This is a genomic window from Spectribacter hydrogenoxidans (assembly GCF_031846275.1).
GTDB classification, from domain to species: Bacteria; Pseudomonadota; Gammaproteobacteria; order Nevskiales; family Salinisphaeraceae; genus Spectribacter; species Spectribacter hydrogenoxidans.
Genome location: NZ_JAVRIB010000032.1, coordinates 1 through 7,910, shown reverse-complemented (window position 1 = coordinate 7,910; position 7,910 = coordinate 1). Strand labels below are relative to the sequence as shown.

General features: G+C 60.3%; 7 protein-coding genes and 2 pseudogenes. All 9 read right to left on the bottom strand.

The genetic code is table 11. The features are described from left to right. Nucleotides 1–132: 132 nt before the first annotated feature. Nucleotides 133–1,797, bottom strand: coding sequence for a GMC family oxidoreductase (locus RM532_RS15650; protein ID WP_311654275.1), 1,665 nt, complete (start codon nt 1,795–1,797; stop codon nt 133–135). Nucleotides 1,798–1,866: 69 nt separating this feature from the next. Further along, nucleotides 1,867–3,024, bottom strand: coding sequence for an NAD(P)/FAD-dependent oxidoreductase (locus RM532_RS15645; RefSeq protein ID WP_311654274.1), 1,158 nt, complete (start codon nt 3,022–3,024; stop codon nt 1,867–1,869). Between the two features lie 23 nt (nt 3,025–3,047). Next, nucleotides 3,048–3,230 (bottom strand): rubredoxin, encoded by a 183-nt coding sequence (locus RM532_RS15640; protein WP_311654273.1) that lies wholly within the window; start codon nt 3,228–3,230, stop codon nt 3,048–3,050. An 89-nt stretch (nt 3,231–3,319) separates the two neighbouring features. Further along, nucleotides 3,320–3,484 (bottom strand): annotated as a pseudogene (locus RM532_RS15635) (rubredoxin); the annotation flags it as partial. A 508-nt stretch (nt 3,485–3,992) separates the two neighbouring features. Next, nucleotides 3,993–4,346 (bottom strand): PHD finger domain-containing protein, encoded by a 354-nt coding sequence (locus RM532_RS15630; RefSeq protein WP_311654272.1) that lies wholly within the window; start codon nt 4,344–4,346, stop codon nt 3,993–3,995. A 203-nt stretch (nt 4,347–4,549) separates the two neighbouring features. Further along, complete coding sequence (locus RM532_RS15625; RefSeq protein WP_311654271.1) at nt 4,550–5,587, bottom strand: NADP-dependent oxidoreductase; 1,038 nt, start codon at nt 5,585–5,587, stop codon at nt 4,550–4,552. 99 nt (nt 5,588–5,686) lie between these two features. Then, complete coding sequence (locus RM532_RS15620; protein ID WP_311654270.1) at nt 5,687–7,168, bottom strand: aldehyde dehydrogenase family protein; 1,482 nt, start codon at nt 7,166–7,168, stop codon at nt 5,687–5,689. 59 nt (nt 7,169–7,227) lie between these two features. Further along, on the bottom strand, nt 7,228–7,596 hold the full coding sequence (locus tag RM532_RS15615; protein ID WP_311654269.1) for a VOC family protein: 369 nt from the start codon (nt 7,594–7,596) through the stop codon (nt 7,228–7,230). 121 nt (nt 7,597–7,717) lie between these two features. After that, nucleotides 7,718–7,910 (bottom strand): annotated as a pseudogene (locus RM532_RS15610) (alkane 1-monooxygenase); the annotation flags it as partial.

Here is a 7,910-nt window from a genome sequence, read left to right as displayed (position 1 = left end):
ATGGCCCTACGAAAGGCAGGGTCGACGAGGGCACCAGGACCATTGGAACCAATGCTCCATACAAAAAAGCCGGCGGCCGAGAGGAGGGCCGCCGGTAAACGGGGGAGGAAACGTAGTCGCCGGACGCAAGACTCAGACAGTTGCCTCCACGGGCCAGACCGGCTGACTCCCTTGGTGGCTTTGCTCTTTCTCACGACTGGACGACGATGAGCGTGTAGCGAAGAGGATCATATCCGACGCTTTCTCGCCGATCATGATCGTCGGAGCATTCGTATTGCCGCTCACGATGGTCGGCATGACGGATGCGTCCACCACGCGCAGACCATCAATGCCGTGGACCTTCAATTCGCTGTCGACTACCGCCCCCTCATCGTGACCCATCCGGCACGTACCTATTGGGTGATACACGGTATCGGCACGCTGGCGAATGACCTCCCGGATCTCCTCGTCGGTACGAACGTCGGCAGTGTAGAGATCCCTCCCTCGGTAGGACGCCAATGCGGGGGCAGAGAGGATTTCGCGCATCAACTTGAATCCGCGGACCATCTTTTGCATGTCTTCCTCTTCGCTCAGGAAGCCCGGATCGATGACAGGCGCGGCCATGGGATTGGCGCTGTGCAACCCGACACGGCCCCGGCTTTTCGGCCGCAGGAGACAGACATGGCAGGAGTAGCCATGACCGGCATGCAGCTTGCGCCCATGGTCATCGAGTATGGTGACGACGAAGTGCAGTTGCAGGTCCGGCACATCGATACCGGGATCGCTCCGCAGGAAGCCGCCGGCTTCCGCCACGTTGCTCGTCAGTTTGCCGATGCGATACCGACGGTAGTCGTTCATCGCCCGAAGCATGTCCCAGCTCCCGGGGACCGACAGGCCTATCGTCTCTTTCGAGGGAGATGTTACGGCGGTCACGTAGTCGATGTGGTCCTGCAGGTTCTGCCCCACTCCCGGCAGCTCGTGCCGCAACTCGATGCCGTGGCGCTCCAGCTCGTCCCGGGGACCGATGCCCGAGAGCATGAGCAGCTGGGGCGATTGCAGCGCACCTGCGCTGAGTATCACCTCCCTGTTCGCCGTGATCTCGTGGCCCTGGTCATTCTTGCGGTAGCGAACCCCCGTGGCACGCTTGCCGTCGAACAAAACCCGGGTCGCATGGGCCTCGGTAACAACCGTGAGGTTGGGCCGGTCGAGGATCGGCGTCAGGAAAGCCGTTGCGGCGCTACACCGGGCCCCCTCCTGCTGGGTGACTTGATAATAGCCGACCCCTTCCGTGATATCGGGCCCGTTGAAGTCCTCAATGCGCGCATAACCCTTCTGCTGGCCGGCCGCAATGAACGATTCGCAGATCGCGTGCGGAGAACGCAGATCGGCAACGTTAAGCGGCCCGCCGATACCGTGATGCTCATTCGCACCGCGCTCCTGGTTTTCTGAGCGCTTGAAGTACGGCAAGACCTCATCGAACGACCAGCCGGGATTGCCCTCCTGCGACCACGCGTCGTAGTCGGAACGGTGCCCGCGGATATAAATCATCGCGTTGATCGAACTGCTGCCGCCCAGGACCTTGCCCCGCGGCTGGTAGCCGCGTCTGTCGCCCAGACCGGGCTGCGGTTCCGTCTGGAAAGCCCAGTTCGCGTGCCGCGTCGGCATGATCCCCGCAACACCCAACGGGATATGAACGAGAGGACTGCGATCCCTTTTCCCGGCCTCGAGCAGACACACGCTTATCGACGGATCCGCCGAGAGGCGATTGGCCAGCGCGCATCCGGCGGAGCCTGCTCCGACGATGACGTAATCGTACATTCGTTTCCTCCGATTCCTTAAAGAGATCGCATGCCGCTTGATCCGCGACTTCTCGATTACAGCCCAAGCTCATGCACTCTCCGCCGCCGGGCGGGAAGCCATTTGGCGGACCAGGGTCTGACGGCGGGAAGTGGCGGCGCCGGTCAGCGCAAAACCTCGGGGTACCCCGCTGGCATCCAGGAAAAGCGCCTCCAAATCCGTCCCCTGTCCTTCGACGTGCCAATTCCCCGCAGATTGATCCGTCGGCGGGAGGGCGACGGTCGGGCAGGCCGGGGTCTTGACCACGACCGGGAGCGGCGGGAAATGCACAGGCGTATCGTCCGCCGCTACGGTGCCGGCAAGCGCTTTCGCCGAATGGATTATCGGCGCTATGAAGGGGCGCACTCGTCCCTGAATGCTGGCACAGTCGCCCAACGCAAAAATGTTGGGGTCACTGCTCCGCAGGTAGGCATCCACCAATACGCCATTCGCGACTTCGAGTCCCGCCTGTACGGCAAGTGCCGTATCGGGCCTGCTACCGACCGCACTGAGGACGACATCCGCATCCACGGTACGCTCATCGCTGAGCTCTAACCGGGTTCCAACGGAAGCGCCATCCACAGACTTGGCCGTATTCCCCAGAAACCACTTCACTCCGAGCCCGGAAAGGGATTCCTCCAGTGCACGTCCGAGCGACTCGGGAAGCAAATGGGCCATGGGCCAATCGGCGAGATCGATAACCGAGACCTCGTAGCCAGCACTAGCAAGATCGTTTGCAAATTCGCAACCGATCAAACCGCCCCCGATAATGGCAATGCGTCGCTTACCTCGCAGAGCTCCCGCCAGCGCCGCATAGTCCTCGAGGTCGTTGACCGTCAATATGTCGGCGGCTCGCGCTCCTTCGATCATCGGCACGAAGGGCCGCGAACCGCAGGCAAGCACGAGCTTGGTGTATTCCAGGTGTTCGCTCCCTATGGACAGGCATCGGTTCGGCGCGTCAATCGCTGTCACTTCGGCATGCGTGAGCACCTCGGCATTGAGGCTGGATGCCAGATCGCATGCCGTCGCCGTGATCAGGTCATCGCGCAGCTTCCCGCTACCCAGGGATTTGGACAGGTTGGGCTTGTAATAAACCGAACCGTCGTCGTGGGTAACAAGACATAGCGGCACATCCGGGCACTTCCTGCGAAATTCTCTCGCAAAGCCAACGCCGGCCTGGCCGGTTCCAACGACAACCATTTGTTCCATTCTTTCTACCACGACACGACGCTCTAGACAGCCAACTCAAACATGTCGAAATCCGACTTTGGCGCCCCGCAGTCCGGACAGGTCCAATCTTCCGGGACATCCGCCCAGGCCGTTCCAGGCATCACTCCTTCCTCGGGCATGCCCATTGCCTCGTCATAGAGAAACCCGCAGACAATGCACTGCCATTTTTTACCCTGTGTACTCATCCTGTCTTACCTTCGCTTGTGACGCGCGCCGTTCTGTTACTAATTTCCCGACCCCGTTTCGGAGCATCGGCCGATTCTTCAGCCGATTCGCCCACCTGGGAAAAATCGACCTTGTCACGGACGGCACAATCGGGGCAGAACCAATCGTCCGGAATGGCATCCCAACTTGTCCCGGCCGGAAAACCCTCATCTGAATCACCTATTTTTTCATCATAGGTATAACCACACGCTGGGCACTGAAACCTACGCTTCATGTTTTTCCCTTAGCATTAACTATCTATCAAACTAACTTCTTTCGGTGGCCCGAATATCCATGACATGTATTTCTATACGAACACATGCCAGTCGAATTCACGGCTCCCGCATCCTGCATTCTATTTAGTCGGAAGAGGCGGGCGTCCGGGCACAATCCATTCATCTGATACATTTTAAAATTAGACAACGGCCACTACGCCCCTCTCTAAAGGAAGGTTTTGCGCAACGCGGTTTAGTCAATGTCGGTGGCATGCGAGTCACGGAGGCGTAACAAAGCCCGCGGCTCCCCAGGTCCGCTGGTACGCGGCGGATCACGGGCTGTGCCCTATCAACGCTTAACGCGGGTGCTTAAAGGGAGCCGATGCCGCAGGTATTCAACCCGGCTCGGGTATCATGCGCGGCTGGGGAAGGCCGAATACAAGACACGAGCCTCTCGCCGTGAGTGCCGATCCAAGAAACCGGAACAACCCCCGCCGGCTTGGCGGGGGTTGTTCCGGACATACTGCGTCAACGATTGGCCAGGTAGGATCCCAACACTGCGCCATTAGGACAAGACGCTAGCAACACCTTCGCTCCATGTTGCTGCTGCGCCTGCACGCAAGTGTCATGAATCGCGCAGTCACGACACTGATACAACTGACGCGAAAGTTCCTCAGCATCCGATTGCCGCACATGACGCATGAGTGGTACGCCCAGATTGGTAAGCAGCGAATGGAGGGGCTCCCTAGAGATTGCCCATTCCAGACGCCGCTTTCGCCAACGCACATCATGGTACATTCCAGAAATCATATAGACTATGCCGATAAGCAACATTGAATAGACAGCAAGGTCGAACAAACGAATATTAATTTCTTCCATCATAGGACTCCAGCTATTACCGCATCCTTATTCTGGCTAACAGCCGGAAGTCGATCCTTGATTTACATCAAGTAACTTCTATTAAGTCGCACGAAATATTAGGCCTTAATTTTATTTTATTAAAAAATGGTTTAATTTCTACACATGGGAGGAGAGACGGAGGCTCGAGTTTATTACGCCGAAATTATGTTCCGTCAGTCAGCTGTTCAATCACCGACATGAACCACCAGTTTACCAAGATGCTCATCGGCGCTCTGGAACATACCTTGTAAGGCCATGGGAGCATCTTCAAGGTCCGGAACGACATGTTCAACAATTTTTATATCGCCGTTTCGAATCCAGGTCGCCATCTCTCTCTGGAATACACCGAAATGGCTTTGGAAATAATCATTTCCTACCACGCCTTCGACACGAAGACGCTTGGTCATGACCTGGTTCAAAAAGAGCATTGTCCTATCGGGGCCGGTGGGTAGATCGGCGGCCGACCACATCGCAATAACACCCAGAACCGGCATCCGCGCATAAAGATTCAGCAAGGGCATAACCGCATCGAGATCATCTCCGCCGATCGTCTGCACGTACACATCGACCCCTTCGGGGCATGCATTTTTCAGCTGATCGGCAAAATCATCGTCCTTGTAGCATACGCATGCATCGTAGCCGAGTTCATCAACTGCAAAATCGCATTTTTTCTGTGACCCGGCTATGCCTACAGCCCTGGTACCTTGCAGCTTTGCCAATTGCCCGGCTATCTGACCTAATCCGCCCGTGGCCGCCCCGATGACGACAGTCTCGCCCGCGCGCGGCTTTGAAATTTCCATAATGCTGATATACGCCACCAAACCGGTTAGTCGGCTCAGGGCGCCAAGCGCATACGATGGGTGCTCCTGCTCTAACTGTGTCTTGAGCTTCAATATCCGACTGCCATTGGATATCGCGTAGTCTTGCCATCCCCAGAAGCCAACCACCAGCTCACCGGGCTCATACGCAGGATGATTCGATTGTTCCACGCGACCGACGGTTGCGCCGACCATCACATCCCCGATCGCCACAGGCTCCGCCTGCGGGCTGACGCGTTTCATCCGGCCATGCAAATATGGATCAAGCCCTAGCCAGAGAGTACGCACGAGAAACTCCTCCTCCCCGGGCTCGGGAATCGGTCCCCGTTCGAGCTTGAAGCAATTATGCGTCGGCATACGATACCGGGGACGCTCTACCAATATTATTTTTCTGTTCTCGCCCATTTAACTCCACCTCATTATTTGCAAATCAACTGCCCATCCAAGCCTGGGCACTAGTCCCCGCAAACCGTTCGGGCCCGGAGAGGAATCGATCTCAGCCCCTTACCCGACCTTCATCATGACGGTCTTGGTCTCCAGGTAGTGCTCGAAGACCTCCTCGCCGTTGTCGCGTCCCCAGCCCGATTCCTTGAATCCGCCGAACGGCAGGTTGACGTCCACGCTGATCTGGTCACAGTTCACCCAGATCGTGCCGGCCTGGATCCTGGCCGCGAGCCGGTGGGCGGCGGACAGGTCCCGCGTGTAGACGTGCGCGGCCAGACCGTAGTCGGTGTCGTTGGCCATGGCCGCGATGTCCTCGATGTCGTCGTAGGGGGTGGCGGTGAGCACCGGCCCGAACAGCTCCTTGCGATAGACGACGTTGTCGGGGTCCTCGGTCACCAGGATGGTGGGCTCGATGAAATAGCCCTCGCGCGACAGGCGCTCGCCGCCGCTGTACAGCGAGGCGCCGGACTTCAGACCGGCCTGCATGTCGGCCATGATGCCGTTGGCCTGGCCCTCGCTCACGATCGGCCCGAGCATCGTGTCCGGCTCCAGGCCCGGTCCGATCTTGAGCTTGGCCGCCTCCTCGGCGATGTCGGCCAGGGTGCGGTCCATGGTCTTGCGCGGCACGAACAGGCGCGAGCCCGCAAAGCAGATCTGGCCCGTGTTCACGAAGGACGCCTGCGTCGCCCCCGGAATGGCCACCTGCGGGTCGGCATCCGGCATGATGACCACGGGCGTCTTGTTGCCCAGCTCGAGCGTCACCCGTCGTAGATCCTGGCCGCAGCGCGCCGCGATCTTCTTGCCCACTGAGGTGGAGCCGGTGAAGGTGATCTTGGCCACACCCGGGTGCTCGACGATCGCCGCGCCGGTCGAGCCGTCGCCGAGCACGATGTTGACCGTGCCGGGCGCAAAGCCTGCTTCCTCGATCAGTTGCCCCAGCCGCAGGGTCGAGAACGGGGTCAGCTCCGCGGGCTTGAGCACCACCGTGCAGCCGGCGGCCAGCGCCGGCGCGAGCTTGAACATCGCCAGCAGCAGCGGATAGTTCCACGGCACGATGGCCCCCACCACACCCACGGGCTCGCGGCGCGTATAGGCGTGGAAGGCGGGTCCGTTCACCGCGGGCGTCACGGTCCGACCGCCGAGCTTCGACGGCCAGCCGGCGAAATAGCGCAGCAGGGCGATCGACGCCGGAACGTCCAGGGTGCTGGAGAACGCCAGCGGCTTGCCCTGGTCCAGCGACTCGATCCGGGCCAGCTCGTCCGCGTCGCGTTCCATCAGGTCGGCCAGGCGGTGCAGACACGCCTCGCGCTCCATCGGCGGCATGTCGCGCCACTCGGGATTGTCGAAGGCCTTTTGGGCGGCACTCACCGCACGATCCACGGCCGCCGGCGTGCTCCGCGGGATCTCCCCGATCTGGCGCCCGGTCGCGGGATCGAACACCGCGAGGCGCTCGGCGTCCCCGTCGTCGGTCCATTCGCCGCCGATATAGTTCAACGTGTCGGGCAAAGTGGGGCCCGACACCGTCTCCATCTGACTCGCCATGATGATCTCCTGCCTGTTGCGCTTGGCGCAGTGACCCGCGCCGGTGATCGGCCGTTGTCTCAACCCATGGTGAACGCGACCAGCTTGTTGCCGTCCGGGTCGCGGAAATACCCACCGTAGAAGCCCTGCATACGCTCGCCGGGGTCGCCTTCGTTGATGGCACCCAGCTCCAGGGCCTTGCCATGCAGCTTGCGCACGTTCTCCTCGGAGCCGGCGGCCAGGGCAACCATCTGCCCGTTGCCGGTACTCGCCGGCTTGCCGTCCCACGGCGTGCACACCGCCAGCATCGGCTGGCCGGGCGCCACCGCCCAGGCGATCAGGCGGTCCGTTTCGATGAAACGGCCGGCGCCGAGCTCGCCGAGCAACGCGTCATAAAAGGCCGCGGCCGCGGGCATGTCATTGGTCCCCAGCGTGACGTATCCGATCATTCGCGCTCTCCTCGCTTTGGTTCCCCGCATTGCGCGTACATGGGGCAGTGTCAAAAAAGGGCCCCGACCCTTTGCGAGCCGGGGCCCTGGTTCCTGGCACATCGGCAGCGACAGCCAACCGTCAGGCGGCGGCCTTCTTGCCGGCGTTCGACGTCTCCAACGGATGGTGGTACTTGGCGAACAGCTGCTCGCGCTTCTCCGGGGCGACATTGACCTTGTTCATGTCGTAGCCGTAGTGCTCGAGCACCTTCTTGTCCATCACCGTGCGCCACAACGGCGGCACCATCGCCAGCAACCACACGCCCGGATACCCA

What these genes read in the sequence shown, in the direction of transcription:
- RM532_RS15615 (WP_311654269.1), bottom strand. Translation starts at nt 7,596, where the DNA reads ATGATCGGATACGTCACGCTGGGGACCAATGACATGCCCGCGGCCGCG.
- RM532_RS15640 (WP_311654273.1), bottom strand. Translation starts at nt 3,230, where the DNA reads ATGAGTACACAGGGTAAAAAATGGCAGTGCATTGTCTGCGGGTTTCTC.
- RM532_RS15620 (WP_311654270.1), bottom strand. Translation starts at nt 7,168, where the DNA reads ATGGCGAGTCAGATGGAGACGGTGTCGGGCCCCACTTTGCCCGACACG.
- RM532_RS15645 (WP_311654274.1), bottom strand. Translation starts at nt 3,024, where the DNA reads ATGGAACAAATGGTTGTCGTTGGAACCGGCCAGGCCGGCGTTGGCTTT.
- RM532_RS15625 (WP_311654271.1), bottom strand. Translation starts at nt 5,587, where the DNA reads ATGGGCGAGAACAGAAAAATAATATTGGTAGAGCGTCCCCGGTATCGT.
- RM532_RS15650 (WP_311654275.1), bottom strand. Translation starts at nt 1,797, where the DNA reads ATGTACGATTACGTCATCGTCGGAGCAGGCTCCGCCGGATGCGCGCTG.
- RM532_RS15630 (WP_311654272.1), bottom strand. Translation starts at nt 4,346, where the DNA reads ATGATGGAAGAAATTAATATTCGTTTGTTCGACCTTGCTGTCTATTCA.